We start from the raw sequence: 18,087 nt of genomic DNA on the forward strand, positions 1-18,087 counted from the left end.
CACGTGTCTTCTCGGTCGAAGCACAGGATCAGGCGAAGGCCGCCCACATCACCGGGATCAACGAAAACCCAGACAAGCCAAGCCACTTGCTGCTAAAGAGCAACCCCAAGGTTAAACGACAAGCTGAAGGAACTCGCGGACAACTACGACGTGTCCCTCTCCACCGCCCAGCGAGCCGTCAGCCAGCTCGACCACGACGGCCTGGTCACCAGCGGGGGCCGCGGCCGCCGCACCCTCGTCACCCCGGCCGCCGACCAACCGCCGACCAGCCGCCCTCTCCCGCCCGCGCCGGGGCCTGACCCCGAGACCGTTCCTGAGCCCGCACCCGAGCACCCGCACGGGCAAGGGCCGGCCGGAGCGGCGCCGCCGTCGATCGCCGACGTCGTCGCCGCAGCGCGTGCCACCGGCGACGCCAAACTGGCGGCGCAGGCCGACAAGATAGAAGCCGCCTTCGACGCCCTGGTGGCGATGGTCGGCGAGCACCAGGCGCTCGCCCGCGCACAAGCGGACGTCGACCGGCTCGAAGCCCAACTCGCCGAGGCCCGGGCCAAGGTCCGCGGACTCAAACAGGGCAAGACCGCGCCCAAGTCCCGCACCGCCGCCAGCGGTGCGGCTGCGCACCGCGCGGTCGACCCCAAAGCGGTCCGCGTATGGGCCGCCGAGAACGGCGTCGACTGCAACACGCTCGGCATCGTGCGCCACGAGGTCGTCGACGCCTACCTCGCCGCCATGCGTGCCGAGGGGGCGCGGGCATGACGCCGCGTGTGCGCACCTGGCGCATCGACACCGTCCTGGGCCCACGCGGCGCGGCCGACCTGGTCCGCGCCTCCGCCGCGCAGTACATGCGGTACGACGGGCTGGACGAGGATGCCGCGTTCCGTGCGGCGTGCGATCTGGCCGCGTCCGAGTCAGCGTGGCTGCTGGCGCGCCGCGGGCAGGTCTGGGAACTGGACGGCATGTACTTCGCGACCGCGGAGATGCCGCGCCGGATCCGGATCCGCGCCGTTTTCCCGGCGTGCGGCCGGCACCTGATGCGGATCCGGTTCACCGACCTGTCGCGCCGCTGGCGCCCGTGGCGGCGGACCGCGTATCTGCGGGTCGACGACCTGGACGCCTGCTACGCGCTGACCGCCTGGCCGCGCCCGCCCCGACCGCCGAGGCGGGCGCGGTGAGCGGCCGCACGGCGATCGAGTGGACCGACGCGGTGTGGAACGCCGTGACCGGGTGCGACCGCGTCTCCCCCGGCTGCGCCGGATGCTATGCGCTGACCATGGCGCGGCGGCTGAAGGCCATGGGCTCGGCGAAGTACCAGACCGACGGCCACCCGATCACCAGCGGTCCGGGGTTCGGCATCGCCGTCCACGAGGACGCGCTGACCGAGCCGTTGCGCTGGCGAAAGCCCCGCCGGGTCTTCGTGAACTCCATGTCCGACCTCGGACACGCGCGTGTGCCCCGCGCGTTCGTCGCGCGGATGTTCGCGGTCATGGCCCTCGCCGACCGGCACACGTTCCAGGTGCTGACCAAGCGCCCGCAGCGCCTGGCGGCGATGCTCGCCGACCCGGCCTTCCAGGCCGACGTCCACCAACACGCCGCCGCCCTGGCCGCCGCCCGGTGGCCGGGGCACCCGGCCCCGCCCATGGTGTGGCCGCTGCCGCACGTGTGGGTCGGCACCTCGATCGAGTCCGACGCCTACTGCCGCCGCGCCGACGCCCTGCGACGGGCACCCGCCGCGCTGCGGTTCCTGTCGCTGGAGCCGCTGCTCGGACCGTTGCCGTCGCTGGATCTGGACGGCATCGGCTGGGTCATCGTCGGAGGCGAATCCGGCCCCCGGCACCGGCCCATGGATCCAGGCTGGGCGCGTGCCCTCCGGGACCGCTGTGTCGACGCCGGCGTCCCGTTCTTCTTCAAGCAATACGGCGGCCTACGCCTCCAGGACGGGCGCCGACTGCTGGACGGCCGCACCTGGGACGAGATGCCCGCCACCACCGGCGCGCCGTCCGCGTTCTACCCCACGACCACGCCGACCCCGGAGGGGAATCCGTGACCAGCACTTACCAGCTCACCCCGTACGCGCCCGGTACGGACGCGACCGCCAAATCGGCGCCGTTGCCGCGGGTTCCGGTGACCGGCGGCATCCTCGACGTCCTCGCGGTCATCCGCCCGTGGTTCGACGAGCGCGCGGCCGCGGTCGTCCACGTCCACCGCGACGGCGCCCTGGTCGCGCGGCTCGCCGCCGCGGACCTCGCCGCCACCGACGGCATCACGTACACCCGACCCGACCACGCCGACCCCCGCCCCCGGCCCGCCGCGACCCTCGGGCAGGCGGTCCTCCTCGCCGGAGCGTGGATCGCCCCCACGCCCGCCAAGGCGCGTGCCGGCGTCCAGCGCGACGGGGTGTGGGTGCTGTCCGTCGACGCGACGGACTTCCCCGGAGCGGCCGAACTGGCCGACGAACGACCGGACAAGGCCCGCTGGACGGAGTGGCCCAGCTGGCGCGAGGAACCGCCCGCCGCGTACATCACGGATGTCGCGGAGAGCCTGCGCGACGGGTTCGGGTGGACCATCGCCGAGACGTCCCACGACGGGTTCTCCGTCGACTTCTCCCCCAAGGAACCCGAACCGCATCACAGCTGGACCGACCACCAGGTCGGCGGAGACTACTGGTGGGCGACGTTCATCCCCCGCCTCGGATGGGCGAGCGGGATGAAATCCACCGGGCCGCAGCGCCCGCGGAGGCAGGCCACCCGCGACTTCCCGCTCCCCGTGCCCGCCGACCCCGGTCACCCGGACGAGGTCGCTGTGTACCTGGCCCTAGCCCTGGAACACGGACCGTTAGGCCACGCTGCCGCCGACGCATGATGTGATGACCATCCTCAACGGGCCCTGCACCCTGGCTACATGCCGAGGTGCAGGGCCTTCTGCGTTTACACGCTCATTCGCATGAGAGCAGCCTCGGGCTTCGATTGGTGAAGGAGCGAACGCCAGCGTTTACCGGGTAAACGTGTGGCCCCTCGGCACTCGTCCGGTCGGTCGAGCTGCGCTGTGTTTACCCGGTAAACGCCCCCGGACAGCTACGCCTTCAGTCGACACGTCCCGTAACGCGCATCCCGGGCATGAAGACATGGGATAGTCGTGCCGCTCGCAGACCCACACGCCAACGTGCGGTGTGCTGCGACACCGGGGAATCAGACCGAAAGGGCAGTACCCGTGGCACAAGTTCACCTGCTCCTCAACCAAAAGGGCGGGGTCGGCAAAAGCACGCTGACCGTCAACCTCGCCGCTATCACCGCGGACGTCATCGCGAGGCCGGACCGGCAGGTCCCGCCAGTGCTCGCCGTGAGCATCGACCCACAGGGCTCGGCTACCTGGTGGGCCGACCGTGTCGGCGACGACCTTCCGTTCGACTTCGTCCAGGCGCACCGAGAGCCGCAAGAGCTTTCGCGTCTCAAGGAGATCGACGGCTACGAGCACATCTTTGTTGATACTCCCGGCTGGATCGGGCCGGACGCCGACGACGACGGCGTCGAGGACCGCGACCCGCTCGGAGACGGCCGGGCCGGTGTCGCGCTCCGCGCGGTCCTCGAGGCTGCGGACGACGTCATCGTCCCGATCGAACCGGAAGGCCTGGGTTTCCTTCCCACAGCGAACACGATCGAGAACGTCGTCAAGCCGCGCGGCATCCCCTACACGGTCGTCATCAACAACTGGGATCCTCGCGACGGCACAGCCGATCTCGACGAAACCAAGGCCTTCATCGACGGCCAGCAGTTCCACCGCGCGCAGACCGTAGTCCGGCACTACAAGATCCATACGCGTGCTGCGGTGGAGAACCGCGTCGTCACTCAGTACCCGCGCAACCGCATTTCGCTCGAAGCCCGCGAAGACTTCTTCCGGCTCGCCCTTGAGCTCGGCCTCGGCGGCACACGGCGTCAGCGCAAAGGCGCCGGAAGGGCCGCGAAGTGAGCCGGCGTCAGGGGAGTCTGGCGAATCTGCTGCCCCCGAAGTCTGATGGCGGAACACCACCCAAGAAGCCAGCGGCCGTGAGCAAGTCAGCGGCGCCTCCGGTAGTTGGCGCTGCCCCCGAGGTGGCCACCACGCTGATCGCCTTCAACCCGTACAACCCGCGCGAGTCGCTGGGCGACGTTGCCGAGTTGACTGCCAGCATGCAAGAACACGGCCAGATGCAGGTCATCACCGTGGTGACGCGGGAAGCCTTCCTGAAGGCACATCCGCACACGGAATCCGAGATCGGCCCGGACGCCTTGTACGTCGTGGTCGATGGAAACCGCCGGCGCCTCGCAGGTGAAATGGCTGGGCTGGCCAAGCTCAAGTACGTGGTCGACGACAGCCTCGCAGAGACAGCCGAGACGATGCTGGTCTCCGCGCTGATCACAGGCATCCATCACCAGTCCTTCGAACCCATCGACGAGGCACGAGCGATCGAACGCCTCGTCGACGTCCTCGGCAGCGCAGCAGAGGTAGCCCGTCACCTGTCGAAGACTCCCGGCTGGGTATCCCAACGCAGAGCGCTGTTGAAGCTGGTGCCGGAACTCCAAGAGGAAGTGAAGTCCGGGGCTCTGACCGTCAAAGCAGCTCGAACGATCGGGACGCTCCCGGAGAACGAACAGCCAAAGGCGGCTGCCGAGGCCCGCGCAGCGAGAACCCGCGACAAGGCGGCCGGACCGGGCAAGGCCAGGTCCAGCGGCGAGCAACCTACGCGTGTACCAGCACAGGCATCGACAGGCACGGCCGACGAGCAACGAGGGACGACTCTGCCGCATGCCGGAACCGCTGCGCCGACCATGCGCCTGGGCACGCCACAGGAGATCGCTACAGAGTTGGCGCAGCACCTGGCACCTGCGGAGCTCGAAGTCCTGGTCGAGATCCTGATGAGCAAGATCGAGGCCTAGCAACGTTTACCCGGTAAACGGTGGCGGGCGACGTGACCGGCACCGTGCACGCGCGACGTCGTTCACGGACGCCGCACCCAGATCGCGTGTTTACCGGGTAAACGAGATGGCCGCTTGGCAACGCCCCACCCACGGGTGGGGCGTTCGCTTAGGAGAGCCGCGCTCGTAGGTGGTCTCCGAATGCAGGTATCCCGAGCTAGGCAGCGCTTGCCCCGTGACCTGAGGGGACGTGTGGCGACACTGCCGCCTCCGCATGGGATCGACGTCAGGCAAACGTCACCTGAACGTCGGGCCGACGTCGGCGCGATCAGGGGGCGGGACTTGGTGACTCGGCCGCGCTGACCGGCGGTGGAAGTGCGGGCTGTGCTGCTCTTCGGGCTGCGTCCGGCTCGTTCGAGTTAGGCGCGCATTGCGGCCATGAGGTCAACCGTCAGAGCCTCCGGGACCCGGCGCGCATCCGTCGCTCCGGGTCGGCTCGAGCTGATCGCTCGGCTGCGGGTTTGGCGGCCTTCGTCATGCCGGCGGGCGTGAGCCGTCGCGCTCCAGGCCGGTGTAGTCCTGTCCGGGGATGGGGCGGACCTGGGTGCCGGGGATGACGTGGTATTCCTCGACCGGTCCGGCTTCCCAGCCGCCGTCAGCCCAGTCCGTTATGGCCTTCCATCCTGGGGCGGTTGCGTGGAGGGCCCACGCGCCGGAGCTGCTGCGGACCCAGCGGACCGCCCGGACTACGACGGTGCCTGCGTCGTCGGGGAGGTCCATCCAGGCCCATGGTCCGCCCTGGGCTGCTTGAGTTCTAGTGTTCGTTGCAACACCCCAGTTCAGGGGGTGCGATGAACTTCGAGGTTCGACCGGACCGACGGCAGTTGGGGACTACGCCCCTGGTCCGTGAGCGGGATGAATACTTCCGCCTCATGGACCAGGGCGTGGGCAATCGCGAGGCCTGCCGGATCGTCGGCATCGATCAACGGACCGGCAGGCGGTGGCGGAATGGCCGCAACGCGTCCGGCCGGACGAAGGCGTACCCGCCGGTCCGCCAGCCTGACGCGCCGGATCGCCCGTCTCGGTACTTGCGCGAGCACGAGCGCATCCACATCGCCGACCGGTTGCGGGAGCGGGCGTCCATCCGGGCGATCGCGGCCGAGCTGGGACGCAGCCCTTCCACGGTCAGCCGGGAGATCCGCAGGAACGGCATGCCGCTGCGCGGAGATGCCGCGCGATGGGTCTATCGGCCGCATGCCGCACAGTCCCGCGCCGATGCCCGCCGCCCCGGCCGAAGCCCGGAAAGATCAGCCGGAACCCGCAATTGCGGGAGTTCATACGGAGCCGTCTCGAACGCCGCTGGAGCCCCGAACAGATCAGCCATGCCCTGCGGGCGCGCTTCCCGGGCCGGCCGGAGATGCACGTGACCCACGAGACGATCTACCAGGCCCTCTACGTCCAAGGCCGCGGAGAACTGCGCAGGGAAGTCGCCCGAGCCCTGCGAACGGGACGGGCGATGCGCCGGCCGCACCGCTCCTCGCACAAGCGTCAGCCACGCATGTCGGCAGGCATGCTGATGATCAGTGAACGCCCCGCAGAAGCCGCCGACCGCGCGGTCCCCGGGCACTGGGAGGGCGACCTGATCATCGGCAAGGCCCACAAGTCCGCCATCGGCACGCTCGTCGAGCGCTCCAGCCGCTTCGTCACCCTGGTCCACCTGCCCGACGGCCGTCAGCCGACTCACATGCGCGACGCGCTCGTCCAGGCCGTCTCCGGCCTGCCGGCCCAGCTCCGACGGTCCCTGACCTGGGACCAAGGCTCCGAAATGCACCTGCACCGGCAGTTCAGCACCGCCACGGACATGCCCGTCTACTTCTGCGACCCGGGCAGCCCCTGGCAGCGCGGCTCGAACGAGAACACCAACGGCTTGCTCCGCCAGTACTTCCCCAAGGGCACGGACCTGGCCGCCCACACGCGCGCAGACCTCGACGCGGTCGCCGCCGAACTCAACAGCCGCCCACGCAAAACGCTCGGCTGGGAAACCCCAGCCGAGCGCCTCGCCAAGCTGCTAACCACAGCCAGTTGATCACTCGTGTTGCAACGACCCCTTGAATTCGCCCTGGCGGGGGCGGGCCGCCGACCGGAACCGGCTCGAGCGCGCCAGAGAGCGGGGGCGCTGTGGGGGCGGGCCGAGGGGCCGCGTCGGTTGCCGCGGCGCGTTCGGCGAGGGCCCGGGCGGCACGTTCTCCGAACGACCCCCAGGCGCCGGCCGTCAGGTCTTTGCGCCCCATGTCTTGATCGTATGCCGACAAGGCCGTCTTGTCGCAAATACGTTCGAATGATGGCGGTCGCCCCTGCGCTCGCCGTGGGATCGTCCCTCGACGCAGCAACGGGCCGACGGCCCGGGCCGCTGTTCGTCATCGTGGCGGCGTGGCGGCGTGGCGGGGGAGTGCGGAGCGGTCGTCGGTTTATCGCGGGTCGAGGTGTCGGCAACGGGCGCATTGCGCCCCGGCCGGGAGCCCCAGAGTGCCTGGGCTCGGCTGGTCAGTCTTCGCTGATGCGGTTCCATCCCAGGGCGGTCATGGTCTCGGTCTCCCAGTCGTCGAAGAGCTGGGGGAGTGCGTCGGGGCTGCGTTGGGCGTCGCGGATCCACCGGGTCAGGGCATCGGCAGCCGGGCGGCCTTGGTCGCAGTCGGCGCACAGTTCCATCCATGCGCCGGTCCACAGGGGGCCGTGCCAGTTCAGCAGCAGGTGTTTGCCGCATCGTGAGCACGGGCGTGGTTCCCGGGTAGGGGTGGAGTCCTTGCCGCGCTGGTCGTAGCGCAGGAGTTCCTCGTTGGTGTCGTGGTCGAAGGAGCCGTCGGCGTTGCCGATGCGGAAGAAGGTGCCGTCTGGTCGCACGACGAACCGCCAGTGGGACATGGGCCTCCAATACGGGAGGAAGAGTCTCCGACAGGGACGTACACCACCCGCCTGCCGTGGATCATCGTCAAGAGCCACCGCTTCCAAAACCCGCCGCCCGGCCGCTGGTTGGCGCGGTCGCTGACGCCCGCCGCGGCCTCAACGCCTCCCGGCGGCCGGGCTGCTCCGACCGACTTCGGAGCGCCGGGCCCGTCCCGCGCTTGCGCCCACCAGGACCCATCTCGTGGAAGTGGGCTGCGCTGTCTGCCTGGTTGGCGGGAGACTCGGGGGTGTTGCCGGTCCGTTGCGCAACGTTGACCGAACGCCGTTGCGTGGCATGCAACACGCGTGGGCCGCGTCAGGATCGTCCTCCGGCGCGGCATCCGGTTGGTCGTGGGTCGCGCACCCCTTGGATTGGAGTGAACTGTGCATCAGCCCTTGTTATCCCTCCGGGCAGCCCTGGTCTTCCTGCTTGCTGCGCTGGCTGGTGCCGGGGCGGGGGCGTTGACCGTGCTGACGGGTGCGGGTGTTCCGCAGTCCCTGCTGTACGGGGTAGGGGTGTTCGGGTTCGCGGTGGGCTTCTTCGACCGTGTCATCGGCCCGGGCCACGCGTGCGCCGCCGCCAGCGACGCCGTCGCCGCGCACGGCGAACCGGCCCGTGTGCAGTCCGTCGGCGAATGACCGGGGCACGCCATGGGATCGCTTCGCCCGCTGGACGCGGGGATCAGCGCAGAGTGCCGCGAATTCGCCGAGGCACTGCGGGACCTGTTCGGCCTCCTCGACGTCTCCGTGCGCGGCTACGGCGCACAGCGGTTCCGCAACGCCGGGAGCATCTCCAGGTTCCTCAGCGGGACCCGGGTCCCGCCGTGGCGGTTCGTCGTCGAACTGGTGGACGACGTTGCCACCTGCCAGGGACACCCTGTGCCCCCTGCGGACCTGGCCCGCCTGCTGCGTCTCCACCGGGCGGCCGTGCGCAGCGGAAGCGCCGCGGCCCGCCCGGTCAAGGTTCTCGAACTCCAGCTGGCGGAAGCAGAACTGGACGCGCGCCGCTCCACGGTCGAGGAGGAAGTCATCGGTGACGCCCTGCTAGACCGCAGCCACCGAGTCGCCGAGCTGGAGACACGCCTGACCCGCCTCGAGGCGACGTGGAGCGGGGCCGCGTCTCCGCAGCACACGGTCCTCGCATCGGAACGCGAAGCACTCGCGATGCAGGTGCGCCGACTCTCGGACGAGCTTGAGACGGCACGGCGCCGCGGACTGGACGCGGAGGCCCGCTGCGACATCCTGGAGCGGCAACTCGCCGCGTTGGAAGGGCCCTGGCCGGATCCGAAGCAGCCTGCCAGCGCGGCACAGCCGAAGATCCTGCTGGTGGACGACCAGCCGCACAACCTCCTCGCGCTGGAGGAGGTCGTTGCCGCGCCCGGCCACGACATTGTCTCCGTTGGCTCGGGGAACGAGGCGCTCAAGGCGCTGCTGGCGCACGACGACTTCGCGGTGATCATCCTCGACGTGCAGATGCCAGGCATGGACGGGTACGAGACCGCCGCCCATATCAAGCGTCGGTCCCGTACACGCAGCATCCCGATCATCTTCCTGACCGCGATGGGCCTCGACGCCGACCACTCGATCCGCGGGTATGCCGCCGGCGCGGTGGACTACATCACCAAGCCGTTCGATCCGTGGGCGCTGCGAGCCAAAGTCGCGGTGTTCATCGATGTCCACCTGGAGCTCCGCGGGCGCGGCAGGAGCGCCTGACGCCGACTTCCACGCTTGGTCCTGCAAGAGGGCGCCGCCGCCGTCGATCGCTACACCATCCAGGCCGTATCCCGAGGGGCGGACCGGTCGCTGTTACGGCACCGCGGGCCAGTGTTCAGCGTCCCCACCTGGTGGAGCTGGGCATCAGCCGTGCTGCGCACCGCACCGCTGTGACTTTGCGAGCTCGGCGGCGAGCTGTCCGCGCTATTTGTCGTGGCGTGCGCCATCCGCCTACGGCCGATCACGCCACCGATTTGGTGCAATTGACGATGTGTCGTGCCGCCGGTATTGCGCGTGGGTTCGGTGTGGGGTGTCGGGCGGGCACATCCGCAGTGGACAGAGGCGCCCCCATCTCCGCTGTCAGATGACTCGGCGCTGCGTTGCGACGCGGAACCGGTCGCGCATCGCGCACCCTTTGACGAGGACCGCAGATCAGCGTTGGCCTTCGGCTCATCCGTAGTGCAGTTCCAGGGCGAGCTGTTGTCGCACTCGTTGACTTGGTCGCCGTGTGGGCAGATCCGTCGCGTCGGCGAGTGAGAATGCGGTTGCCTCGGGTGAGCGCGGGCTTTGGCACGGGACAGTCAGGCGTGTCAGGGGAGGCATCCCGATCGCGGCTGCGGAGACTGCGGCCAATTCCGGCGTGTCCGCTAGGCGCGACGGTTGGGCTGTGGGTGCTTCTGTGCGACTCGACATGCCGTACGGCGCCAACGATCGTGCCAGAGCCGGACCGGCCGCGACGAACGCCCGCTGTTCTTCCCTCGGTTGGTCCGACATCCTGGCCAGGCGCCGCCACACCGGGGCCGCGGACGGACCGTCCACGCTCATGCGCGACAGGGCCGCGTCCAGGTCCTGGATGACGCGCCGGTTGCTCCGCGACACCAAGGCGTCGAACAGCTCGGCAACGTCCGGTGCGAGTCCGGGATCACGGGCGACCCACGCGCGGGCCACCCTCGTGAACCGCTCCTGGCCGCTGCGCAGGATGCCGAGCCAATCGCGGCCTGCGTCGCGGTCGGTCGCCGCATCGGTCGCCGCATCGCGCACCGCTAAGAGCCCGGCGGACTTCACCGCTTCGCGCACCAGCGGGTCCCTATAGCGCTCGGACACCAAGGCTGGGTTGATCCCGTCCAACGGTTTCGGATTGAACCGATGACCCCGCTGCCGGGGCCCTTGGTCGTCGACCCCGATCGGGGTGTCTTTCGGGCCGTGCAGCGTCTCCTCGATCGTGTACAGGGCGTCTGAACTGCCGAACGTCAGGCCCACCTCGGACGGCAGATATGACTTGGGAGTCCCCTGCCATGTCTCATCGGCGTGCAGATGCAGGGCGTAGCCCTGCTTGGTCCCAGGGTGCAGGTCGTGCGGAGATGCGGCGAAGAACGTGTACCTCCCGTGGAAGTCGACCTCGGGGTATAAGGCGGCCAGCATCTCCTGAATCGTGCCCTTGTACCCGTCGTCGACCAAGGTCACCGCGCCGCCGGCACCACCCACGGCCACACCCTCGCGGCGCAGGTAGGCGGTCAGCCGCTCGGACGCACCATCGACCAATGCCCGGTCGACCCGGTCCGCCACACGGAGGCGGAAGTAGTTGAGCCCGGGGAACCGGGCCTGGTGGTTGCGCTCGCGATCCTGCAGGGCGGACTCGACGACAACACGCGAGAGCACCACTTCAGTGCAATGCGCGGCGAAGAACTCCGGGTCCAGGGCACGCGCAGCGACCGCAAGCGGATGACCGTCCCGACCGACGAACACGATTTTCCGGGAAGGGTCTTGCTCCACGTCGTGGCGCAGATCCGGAAGCATCTGCGCCACGACGGAGACGATGAACGGCGCGTTGGTCTCGCGGAAGATCCTGTGGGCTTGTGTGACGGTGTCGGGCTGCCCGAACGACTCCAGACCGTACGCGTCGATCATGTCCGCCACGTCGGCGAAGCCTGCAACGAGCGATTCCAACGTTTCCCCCAGTGCGCCAACGTCGCCACGTCGCCGCAAAGTTGGCGCGGCGAGGACAGCGAAACTCACCGCAGAACGATGATCGCTCGTACGCCAGGCTACGGAACACCGCCAACAACGTCACACCCAAGCCCCGCTCCAAATGCCGACCCACCACTACCCGCTGCGTGAGCACTCTGTACGGCTGCCTTTTTGGGGCGCGTGGGGTCGGAGAAACGACCGGCCGTGAGGCGCAATAGGCCTTGGCGTCCAGGATGAACCGGTAATTTTCGCCCTCTTCCTCGACCGCGCGCCGCGCACCCGGGCTGGTGCGCGGCGCGCTTCGCAGAACGCCCGGACAAATCCGGAGTACAAGGGGCTGAAAGGGGGCATACAAGGCCCCCTTGTCCGCGTCCCGATACGCGGCCGCGCGGGCGGCACGTGCGCCGAGGCGGCGGCCCGGTGCGCCCGTCCGCCAGCCGCTGGAGGCACGCACGCGCACCGGGCCTTTTCCGGCGCAGCGATGCGCGGTGCACGGGGCGCGTCTGCGGTTCGCGGTGCGGTGCGGGCGTCGCAATGTCGAATCCCGGTGCGGTGCGCGCACCGCACGCCGCACTGTTGTCGGCGCGCTCGGTTCGGGTGCCCGCACCGCGCACGGGACTCGGCTGGAGTGTGAAGCCTGAGGCGACGACCAAGATCATTCTTGGGCGATTGTCCATGCCGGTGCGCGCCTTCGCCGCGCCTCTTCGGGGTTCGGGACGAATCGGGAGGAAAAGGGGCCTAATCGGACACGCGTAGGACCCCTTGGCCGGGTTGGCATAGGGGGGTCTAGGCCGGGTGTGTTTCCGCTGGTCAGAGCGTTGGTCCAGACCGCGGACAAGGGGTGCTTGTTCATGCTGTGCGGTTCGTGGGTCGGCGTGGGGCCGGCCTCGGAGCGTGCCGGGAGGCGCAGCGTGGACGAGAAGCACAGCGGAACAACCGAGCGGAGCAACACCGACGGCCGGGCCCGGCCAGGCGGGGGAGGAGCGAACAGCCCGCAGACGGGCCCGGAACGCGTCCCTCAGCAGCCTCGGGATGGCGGGCCGGAGCCTGCGGACAAGGGGTCCGGGGCCTCGTCCGCTCCCTCGTCCATGGCCCCGTCCGCGGCTGTGCGGCAGGCTGACCATGAAAGCCCTGATCAGTCCGCCCCTGGTGGGGGTGGGCGGGGATTCGACTTCCCTTGTCTGCCTCGCCCCACGTCTTCTGGTGGGGCGTGGCAGTCCTCGGGTGTCCACCGCGGGGAGGTCTTGGTTGCGCTGGCGGTGTTCCAGCGGGCGACCGGCGAACAGCTGTGGAGGATGCTCCGTCCACACCACCGCCATGACCGGATCACCCGGAACGCGCTGAACGACCTGCGGCGGCGGGGACTGGTGCGGGCGGAATCTCGGCTGCCGTCCGGCCATCAGCTGTGGGTTCTGACCGTACGCGGTCATGCCGAAGCCAAGAGCATGCTGCCCGCGGGGATGAGGATGTCGGCGCTGCGCCCGGGCCCGCCCGCCGGAGGGGCGCAGGAGCGGCCGCGGGGTGCGGGCGGGTTCGACGCCCACGCGGCCGCGGTCACCGCGACCGCGGCACATCTGATCGGCGCGGGGTTCGGCACGGTGCTGTCGTGTGAGACGGAGGTCGCGCACAAACTCCCGTACGGCTACACCCAGTACGCCGACCTCGTGCTCCGCGCCCCGGACGCGGGCGTGCCCGTCCTGCTGGTCGAAGTCGACCGCGGGACCGAACCCGTGGACGAGCTGGTCGCCAAACTCCGCCGCTACGCCGAGTGGTTCCGGCTCCCGGCGACTCGGTCCGGTACGGATGTGCAGCGGGCCGCGTGGGACGGTGCGGAGGCGCACGGGTTCCGGTTGTGGTCGCGGGTCTATCCGGCGACCGGCCGGGAGGGCTTCCCTCCGGTCGCGTTCGTGTTCACCGACACCACCGCGGCCCGGCGCAAGGCCCGGATGGAGCGGTTCGCGGACGCCGCACGGGCCTTCTGGCGCGGGCGCCGGTACCCGGATCTCGGTGACGGGGTCACCGCGGTTGACTACCACCAGGCGGTGCCGGTGGTCGTGACCGAGCTGGAGCGGATCGCCGAACACGGCGCGGACGGGCCGGTGTGGTGGCGTCTGAGCCGGGGCAGCTGGCAGACCCTGACCGAGGCCCTGGACAACCCCGACGGCGACCGGCTGTACAAGGCCGAGCGGGCTGCGGCCGACGTCCGCGCCAAGGAGCGGATGGCTGCCGAGCGGGAAGCGCGGCGTCCGGTGTGCTCGCGGTGCGCGGGCGCGTCCTCCGACGACCGTTGGGAGATGGTCCAGTCCCACCGGCTTCCGCAGGGGCACAACGCCGCGTGGTGCGGGCCGTGCCAGGACACCGAGACTGCCCGAACAACCGCCGAGCAGCTGACGCGCGCATGGGACGCCCGCCTCGAGGCCGGTCTGTGTGTCCGGCAGGCACGCAACCGGCCGGTCGCCGGTGGGAGCGGCCTCGAAGGCGAGTACGGCGATCGGGCCCCGCCGCCACGGGGACGCCGGCAGCCGCGACGCGAGGCCGGGGGTGGGCTGGCGCCAAGAGCTGAGGACTGCCGGGCCAGCCCCAACGTCGCCGTCGAGGCGGCGTGGCCTTCGGCAGCGAGAAGGGGGTTGGTGTGGCGGCGGCCTCCGCTGTTGTTGTCTCGGGCGAGCCGCAGCCGAGGGGCGTCATCTGGGTGGCGGCACCAGTAAGTGCCGGTGCTTCCTCGCAGCCTTCGCACCGGGCAGGGCCGGAGAATTCATCGCGCATACGGGTCGGCGACGATTCGAGCGATGCGGGTGTCGACCGACTGAGGGTCAGGGGTCACCGAGGCATCGACGGACACGAAGAACCCGCGGTCGCCGATGCGGACGTAGAGGCGGTTGTACACGGGTTCCTTCGGGCTTTCCTTCTCTTGCTGGAAGTACACGGCTTGGTCGCCGACCCCGGACACGTCGCGGCCGACGATGCCCAGATCGCGGTCGTGGCTGCGTTCGAACTCGATGAACTTGTTGATGTCGGCCGGCATGAACGTGATGCTGATCCGCCATCCGTGGTCGACGATCAGCCCGCACTCGGCGCCGCTCCAGTCGGGGGCCCAGTTCGCCGGGAAGTCCTCGTCGAACGTCCGGCCGAAGTCCAGCCCCAAGCGGACGCGGGGAACGTGATCGCACAGCTTGGGGTCCCGCGCCGTGGTGAAGTATTTGGCGAGTGGGTCTTGGCCCGATGTCGGGCTGGCGGAGTGCGGAGCCTCCGGGGATGCGAGGCGCGTCGTGCCTCCGGGGGTTCCTGCGGGGGTGTCTGCTGCTGCGGGTCGCCCGGAGGGGCCGGGGTCCTTGGAACAGCCCGTGACCGCAAGGAGAGCCAGGGCGCTCCCGAGGGCAAGTCGGCCGAATCTGCGCGGCGGGTGAGCCATGGGCAATGCCTCGATTCTGTGGGCGAGCCGGGTGATGGTCGAACGCAGGAAGGGACGAAGCACTGCGGGTTGCCAGGTCTCACATTGGCGGCAGCGGCAGCGACCGCGAAGACGGCGGTTGGTGAGTCCGCGGTCGTGGCGGCACTCCGGAGAGCGCGGCGCCGGTCGTTCCTCTCACCAGGTAGGTCTATTCCCAGATGGTGACGTCGGCTTCTCCGCCGTTGCCGTCTGCGGCGACGGCGGTGATGTGGATGCGGGCGGTGAATCCGCCGCTGGTCTGGACGCAGATCCACTGCCCGACGTGGACGCGGAAGAAGTCCTGGTTCATGTGGGTGTTGACGCGCAGGTCGCAGTCGGCACGGGACGGCGCTTCGGTTCCAGGCCACAGCGCCTGGTTGATGTTGCCGTGCTGGAACTCGAACCCCTGCACGGTGATCGTGGAAATGCCTTTGGGGCCGGGCGGCAGTTCGTCCAGGCTGATCTCGCGGGCCAGTCCCACACTGCCTTCCCAGCGCACGATCTCCGGGGCGGCCGCGGACACCTGAGACGGGGACGGCGTTGCGGACCCCGACCCGCGAGCAGGCGTGGTGGTCGACGAGGCGGATCCGGTCGAGACGGACGGAGAGGCAGCCGGCGTCGCGAGCGCGGGTGTCCGTGACGCGCTCGGCAAGGCCTGCGCGGGGGCAGATGCGGCGGGGGCGTTGCCGTGCCCGTCGCTGCCGATGACCAGCGTCACCACAAGTGTGGTCACGATCCCGACCACGACCGAGGAAACAAGGCCGGCGAGCCACTTCGCCGCAGGAGACCACTGCCCGGGTTGCCGGCCGGACACGGGCCCGGATCCACCCGGCGCGGCACTGTTCGAGGGCGGGTGGTCCAAAGGCGGCGTCCCGCCCGGTCCCGTCGGCTCCACCGGCAAATCCCCCTCTTGGTCGGATGGCACGCGACCCCACGCGCAGACGGCATCCAACCACGCCATCTTCCCGACCGCGCAAGGGACTTCCCTCCGAAATACAACGTGGCAGCGCCGCGTTCGGTATCGCCTGTCTGTAGATCGTGACCGCTCCGTCGCTCGGTCATCCGGCGGCCCGACACACGCACACCGGGCATTCGGCGGCATGGCCCTCTCCGGCACCCACCAGGTTCGGTGGGAAGACCGGAACGCCGTGGCCAGGCGTCCGTGGCCCCAGGACGTCCATGGCTGCCGTCGGCTTGCCGCACAACGTCAGCGACCCATGCGCCAGCGAACCGGAGCCGTCCGGTCGGGCCGCGTGGAGGTTTCCGGGCAGGTGCAATGCCCGGCCGTAGTCGTCCAACAGCACGATGATCTCCATACCAACCGCCCTCGTTCAGACCGGACCCACCGTCCAGTACCCCCAGGCGAAGGGCGTCTAGTCAGGGCGGTTGGGCAGCGAATGTGCGTCAGCTGGCGTCGGCGTGCCGCCGCCACAGAGCGAGCAGGACGCTGGAGTCCGCAGGGGCGGGTCGTGCCGGGCAGACGTCGAAGTGGCTGATGCGGCAGGTGTCGCTCGGCACGGACGGCCCGAGGTTGACGGCTGTTCCGTCCCCGGCGACACGCCACCGTTTCCCGGCGGGTATGTGGTGGGTCGGCCAGTCGCCCGGTTCCACGAGCATCCACCGCCCGCGAACCGTCCGGTGCCACGACGCCGGGCCGCCACATGCCTGGCACGTCGTGCCGCCGGTAGTGCGGGGGTTCGGCACGGGCCTGTCCGTGCGGTCGGAGACCCGCAGGCTGTCGACCGTCACCGCCAAAACTTCCGCCAAAGGGACGGGCGGGCGCTGCGGATGATCGGCAGTGCGTTCCGCGCAGGCCGCGCACAGCACGACCTTCAGGCTGGCGATCCAGCGTCCCCCAGCCCCCAAGCACGCCTCGCACGGGAGGCCTGCGCCCGAGGTGCTCGTACTCGGCTTTGCCGGACACGGCTGGCCTTCGCACCTGTTGCCGCCACACACGGCGCAGCGCCCGCTCATCCACCCCCTAAAGAAATGGCTGTCGCTGTGAAGATCGTGCCCGGCCCCGGACTCGATCGAACGAATGCGTTGGTTTCGTGTACGCCCGTTCGTGGCGGTACCCCGCCGGGTGGGTGCTCGTTGGGGTGGTGTGGACCCGGTCGACGACGGAACCTCGGAAGTGGTGCTGGTGTTCGGTCCGGTCGCCGCACTCGAGCAGGTGGTGGGTCGCCTGACCGAGCACGGCGATCTGGTCGGCGCCGAACCGGTGCTGCCGGACGCCGACAACCCCGCCCGCGGGTCGTGCGTCCTACACATCGCCGAACAAGGCGTCGTGTGCACCGGCCAGGCAAACCAGCGCCGTGCGGCGCCGGCCGGGATCCTCGAGTCCGTCGCCGCGCTGTGGCGCGGCAAGGACTATGACGCCGCCCGCCCTACCGGACGCCACCGCGCCCGCACAGGCGGCTGAACAAAGGCGTGCTGGGCTCTCGCACACCCCCGCCCCGAGCGGGAGCCCCGCACCACCCGGCCAAGTCAGCCGCTTTGGCCAGTGTCAGACCGACGAACTTCGCTGTGCATGAGGGATCTTGGCTGAAAAGTTCTCGCTGGCCTGTTCCTTTTGCCCGAGTGTCGGGTTTAGGTTGTTCACCCCGGTAGGGAAACCATGCGGGGCTTCGGCCCCGTATGCGGGCTCCCAGCCGCGCGCTCACCCCCACCCGGCGCGCATCGCTCTTCCGGTTTGCGCGGGCCCGGCGGCGTGTAACCCCCCAACACGCCCTGGGCCCGCTCCACGCCCGCAACCTCCCCGCCAGCGACGGACAACCTATCCAGCGCTCCCCCCGCGGGACACTGTGCCTCAGCCAGGCGGTGTCCAGCGGCGGGCGTGCTCGGTGAGCGCGGCACGCTGCCGATCCTCGTCAGCCAAGACCGCGTCGAGCGCGGTCTGATCGACGTACGGGGCGACCGCCACGTCGACGAGCCACCCTCCGAGTACGGAGCACCTCCCCCGAGCCGACGCCTTTGGCACACCGCTGCCCGGCGCCGCACGGTGGTGACAACGAGATCGGCAAGCAGGGCCGGTCTGACAGAATTACGTCGAACGTCCCGCAGCAGCAGAGTCGGAGCGGGAGCTCGTCGACCTGCGGCTGCGGCTTCGCAAATCCCCGACGCCGCGTAGACCAGTGACCACCC

General features: G+C 69.9%; 17 protein-coding genes and 1 pseudogene. 11 read left to right on the forward strand and 7 right to left on the reverse strand.

Going from position 1 to position 18,087, the window contains the following annotated elements; translation table 11 throughout:
• Window positions 1–150 precede the first annotated feature (150 nt).
• The 6 genes from ABEA93_RS37750 (at window position 151) to ABEA93_RS37775 (ending at window position 4,910) form a co-directional block, all read left to right on the forward strand.
• Window positions 151–756: an Lsr2 family DNA-binding protein gene (locus ABEA93_RS37750; RefSeq protein WP_345680493.1), complete on the forward strand. Its 606-nt coding sequence runs from the start codon at window positions 151–153 to the stop codon at window positions 754–756.
• Window positions 753–1,172, forward strand: coding sequence for a hypothetical protein (locus ABEA93_RS37755; protein WP_345680494.1), 420 nt, complete (start codon window positions 753–755; stop codon window positions 1,170–1,172). Before ABEA93_RS37750 ends, ABEA93_RS37755 begins: the two co-directional genes overlap by 4 nt.
• The gene (locus ABEA93_RS37760; protein ID WP_345680495.1) at window positions 1,169–2,044 is read left to right on the forward strand and encodes a DUF5131 family protein; all 876 of its coding nucleotides are present in this window, start codon (window positions 1,169–1,171) and stop codon (window positions 2,042–2,044) included. Before ABEA93_RS37755 ends, ABEA93_RS37760 begins: the two co-directional genes overlap by 4 nt.
• Entirely contained in the window at window positions 2,041–2,859 is an 819-nt protein-coding gene (locus tag ABEA93_RS37765; protein ID WP_345680496.1) for a hypothetical protein, read from the forward strand. Before ABEA93_RS37760 ends, ABEA93_RS37765 begins: the two co-directional genes overlap by 4 nt.
• A 273-nt stretch (window positions 2,860–3,132) precedes the next feature.
• Window positions 3,133–3,963 (forward strand): nucleotide-binding protein, encoded by an 831-nt coding sequence (locus tag ABEA93_RS37770; RefSeq protein WP_345680497.1) that lies wholly within the window; start codon window positions 3,133–3,135, stop codon window positions 3,961–3,963.
• A 77-nt stretch (window positions 3,964–4,040) separates the two neighbouring features.
• Window positions 4,041–4,910 carry a ParB/RepB/Spo0J family partition protein gene (locus tag ABEA93_RS37775; protein WP_345680498.1) on the forward strand — a complete coding sequence of 290 codons (870 nt, stop codon included), beginning with the start codon at window positions 4,041–4,043 and terminating at the stop codon, window positions 4,908–4,910.
• Window positions 4,911–5,423: 513 nt separating this feature from the next.
• Here the strand turns inward: ABEA93_RS37775 and ABEA93_RS37780 are convergent.
• Window positions 5,424–5,669, reverse strand: a complete 246-nt coding sequence (locus ABEA93_RS37780) for a hypothetical protein (protein WP_345680499.1) — start codon at window positions 5,667–5,669, stop codon at window positions 5,424–5,426.
• 164 nt (window positions 5,670–5,833) lie between these two features.
• Between ABEA93_RS37780 and ABEA93_RS37785 the strand changes: the two are divergent.
• Window positions 5,834–6,975, forward strand: a pseudogene (locus ABEA93_RS37785) (IS30 family transposase).
• A gap of 458 nt (window positions 6,976–7,433) precedes the next feature.
• On the opposite strand, the gene ABEA93_RS37790 reads toward ABEA93_RS37785, so the two are convergent.
• Window positions 7,434–7,811 carry a DUF6300 family protein gene (locus ABEA93_RS37790; protein WP_345680500.1) on the reverse strand — a complete coding sequence of 126 codons (378 nt, stop codon included), beginning with the start codon at window positions 7,809–7,811 and terminating at the stop codon, window positions 7,434–7,436.
• Between the two features lie 417 nt (window positions 7,812–8,228).
• Here ABEA93_RS37790 and ABEA93_RS37795 point away from each other — a divergent pair, with 417 nt between their 5' ends.
• Both ABEA93_RS37795 and ABEA93_RS37800 read left to right on the forward strand, forming a co-directional pair.
• The gene (locus ABEA93_RS37795; RefSeq protein WP_345680501.1) at window positions 8,229–8,471 is read left to right on the forward strand and encodes a hypothetical protein; all 243 of its coding nucleotides are present in this window, start codon (window positions 8,229–8,231) and stop codon (window positions 8,469–8,471) included.
• A gap of 12 nt (window positions 8,472–8,483) precedes the next feature.
• Window positions 8,484–9,545: a response regulator gene (locus ABEA93_RS37800; protein ID WP_345680502.1), complete on the forward strand. Its 1,062-nt coding sequence runs from the start codon at window positions 8,484–8,486 to the stop codon at window positions 9,543–9,545.
• 450 nt (window positions 9,546–9,995) lie between these two features.
• On the opposite strand, the gene ABEA93_RS37805 is transcribed toward ABEA93_RS37800, so the two are convergent.
• Entirely contained in the window at window positions 9,996–11,561 is a 1,566-nt protein-coding gene (locus ABEA93_RS37805; RefSeq protein ID WP_345680503.1) for an ABC transporter permease, read from the reverse strand.
• A 1,196-nt stretch (window positions 11,562–12,757) separates the two neighbouring features.
• Between ABEA93_RS37805 and ABEA93_RS37810 the strand changes: the two genes are divergently transcribed.
• A complete protein-coding gene (locus ABEA93_RS37810; protein ID WP_345680504.1) occupies window positions 12,758–14,221 on the forward strand; it encodes a replication-relaxation family protein in 1,464 nt (487 codons plus the stop codon).
• Between the two features lie 47 nt (window positions 14,222–14,268).
• Here ABEA93_RS37810 and ABEA93_RS37815 read toward each other — a convergent pair whose 3' ends face one another.
• From ABEA93_RS37815 to ABEA93_RS37830, 4 genes are all read right to left on the reverse strand, one after another.
• Entirely contained in the window at window positions 14,269–14,658 is a 390-nt protein-coding gene (locus ABEA93_RS37815) for a hypothetical protein (protein WP_345680505.1), read from the reverse strand.
• Window positions 14,659–15,112: 454 nt separating this feature from the next.
• Window positions 15,113–15,676, reverse strand: coding sequence for a hypothetical protein (locus ABEA93_RS37820; protein ID WP_345680506.1), 564 nt, complete (start codon window positions 15,674–15,676; stop codon window positions 15,113–15,115).
• Window positions 15,677–16,001: 325 nt separating this feature from the next.
• Window positions 16,002–16,259 carry a hypothetical protein gene (locus ABEA93_RS37825; protein WP_345680507.1) on the reverse strand — a complete coding sequence of 86 codons (258 nt, stop codon included), beginning with the start codon at window positions 16,257–16,259 and terminating at the stop codon, window positions 16,002–16,004.
• An 88-nt stretch (window positions 16,260–16,347) separates the two neighbouring features.
• Window positions 16,348–16,917 carry a DUF6083 domain-containing protein gene (locus tag ABEA93_RS37830; protein WP_345680508.1) on the reverse strand — a complete coding sequence of 190 codons (570 nt, stop codon included), beginning with the start codon at window positions 16,915–16,917 and terminating at the stop codon, window positions 16,348–16,350.
• Between the two features lie 130 nt (window positions 16,918–17,047).
• Between ABEA93_RS37830 and ABEA93_RS37835 the strand changes: the two genes are divergently transcribed.
• Entirely contained in the window at window positions 17,048–17,365 is a 318-nt protein-coding gene (locus ABEA93_RS37835; RefSeq protein WP_345680509.1) for a hypothetical protein, read from the forward strand.
• Window positions 17,366–18,087 lie beyond the last annotated feature (722 nt).

This window comes from Yinghuangia aomiensis (assembly GCF_039542225.1).
In the GTDB taxonomy this organism is placed as follows: Bacteria; Actinomycetota; Actinomycetes; order Streptomycetales; family Streptomycetaceae; genus Yinghuangia; species Yinghuangia aomiensis.

What these genes read in the sequence shown, in the direction of transcription:
- ABEA93_RS37755 (WP_345680494.1), top strand. Translation starts at nt 753, where the DNA reads ATGACGCCGCGTGTGCGCACCTGGCGCATCGACACCGTCCTGGGCCCA.
- ABEA93_RS37780 (WP_345680499.1), bottom strand. Translation starts at nt 5,669, where the DNA reads ATGGACCTCCCCGACGACGCAGGCACCGTCGTAGTCCGGGCGGTCCGC.
- ABEA93_RS37790 (WP_345680500.1), bottom strand. Translation starts at nt 7,811, where the DNA reads ATGTCCCACTGGCGGTTCGTCGTGCGACCAGACGGCACCTTCTTCCGC.
- ABEA93_RS37800 (WP_345680502.1), top strand. Translation starts at nt 8,484, where the DNA reads ATGGGATCGCTTCGCCCGCTGGACGCGGGGATCAGCGCAGAGTGCCGC.
- ABEA93_RS37825 (WP_345680507.1), bottom strand. Translation starts at nt 16,259, where the DNA reads ATGGAGATCATCGTGCTGTTGGACGACTACGGCCGGGCATTGCACCTG.
- ABEA93_RS37830 (WP_345680508.1), bottom strand. Translation starts at nt 16,917, where the DNA reads ATGAGCGGGCGCTGCGCCGTGTGTGGCGGCAACAGGTGCGAAGGCCAG.